This is a genomic window from Niallia sp. HCP3S3_B10 (assembly GCF_052064465.1).
GTDB lineage: Bacteria > Bacillota > Bacilli > Bacillales > Cytobacillaceae > Niallia > Niallia hominis.
In genome coordinates, this window is the sequence record NZ_JBQHVO010000132.1 from 1 (window position 1) to 1708 (window position 1708).

The 1708-nt window shown below is 33.1% G+C and carries 1 protein-coding gene; it reads right to left on the reverse strand.

Features of this window, described 5'->3' with window-relative positions:
• Positions 1-131: 131 nt before the first annotated feature.
• Positions 132-1586, reverse strand: a complete 1455-nt coding sequence (locus ACTNDN_RS24800; protein ID WP_048717259.1) for an IS1182 family transposase — start codon at positions 1584-1586, stop codon at positions 132-134.
• Between the last annotated feature and the right edge of the window lie 122 nt (positions 1587-1708).

The following is a 1708-nucleotide window of genomic DNA, read 5'->3' on the forward strand; positions in this document are numbered from 1 at the left end:
TGAGGCCACTGACAAACTGAGGTCATTTCTAAATAATCAGCTGGCCGCATAAAAAAAAGACGACCCTCATTAAATTTTTTGAATGTAGAGTCGTCTTTTTTTATCCATTTTCTCATGAATTCCTATCTTTTTTAACTCATTAATTTCAAAATTCTTTTTAAATTCACCGTAAATATTGCCATGGCACCTTGCAATTCCATACCTAATAGACCCGAGGATTTTGCAACATTGTACCCGTGTCTGTGTTTTAATTCGCTATTTTTAGCTTCTATTTTATATCGTTCTTTCGACTTTTCTTTAAAATAGTCACTTTCTTGAAATTTTGCCTGCTCTGTATGCTCGTTTGATTTGATGCTTACAGAATATGTTTTACTTTTAGCCCCTTCCTTATAACATCCTTCCTTAAACGGACAGTGTTTACATTTTTCTATATCAAAATAGTACGTATGAACTTGATTTCTACCTTCTCCTTTTTTGCCCTGTTTTGCTTTTCTTATTGCCATATGTCCAGCCTTACAAACATACATTCCAGCATCTTTATTAAATTCAAATTCATCTTCTTTTTTACGGTATCCTTGTGTTACAGAAGGGTTTAATTTGGCTACCAATTTCATTCCATTCTTTTTTGTGAACTCGATATTTCCTTTTTCCGAATAAGCTGCATCCCCGATCACTGCCTCAACTTCCATGCCGGCTGTCATACTTTTTTCAATCAGTGTTTCTAATTGTTTTCCGTCATTCTTTTCTCCAGTTGTGACTGTTGCGGCTGTAATAATCCTTTCTTCACTCATGGCTATGTGCGTTTTGTATCCAAAAAATGAGGTATCCTCACTCTTGTGACCAACTTTAGCATCTTTATCTTCTGAAATTTGTAGATATTCGATATCGTCATTTACCGTTTCTTTTAGAAGGTTTAGTTGTTCCTTTACTTTTGGATATGGAACAAGCGTATCTTCCTTCTCAATCACCTCAATCAGTTTTTGACAATACTCCATTTCATCCTCCAAAATATCCGTTGAAGTTTTAGTGGGAAACTTATCTTTCATGCTTTCATCTATTTTATAAACAGCTTTTCTAAGCTTTTTCGAACGATCCATTAGGATTTCTTTAGGTGATTTCTGATTATAACGAGCTTTCGAATGAGTGGCATCTACGATAATAGCTTTACTTTTGATAATTCCCTTTTCAATAGCGATTTCTACGGTTTTATTAACAAGCATATCTAAAAGTTTTACGTCTTTTAAACGCAACTTTCTAAATTTGGTTAAAGAACTTGGTTCAATCACCGAATCTTCGGGTGCCATATCAAGAAAATATTTAAAAGACATATCATATTTTGAACGTTCAACAACGTCAACATCAGACAAGTCATAAATCGACTTTAATAATAAATACTTGAACATACGAATAGGATCGATGGCATTTCGACCGTTATCAAAACAATAATTTTTCTTGATTTCATCATAAACAAATGAAAAGTCAATTAAGTCATTAATTTTTCGTAACAGATTATCTTTTGGAACGACTAAATCATATAGAGCCATAAAAGGGCTAAAAAGAATCATAGACTGTTGTTTTTGAATCATAGTATCCACCCACACTGAAATTGATACTATAATTATACAATAAAAAAAGGATAGTTCCTTCAAATAATGAAGGACTATACCTTTTAGATTATGAACATTTGGAGGACTTTTTCAGTGGCCTC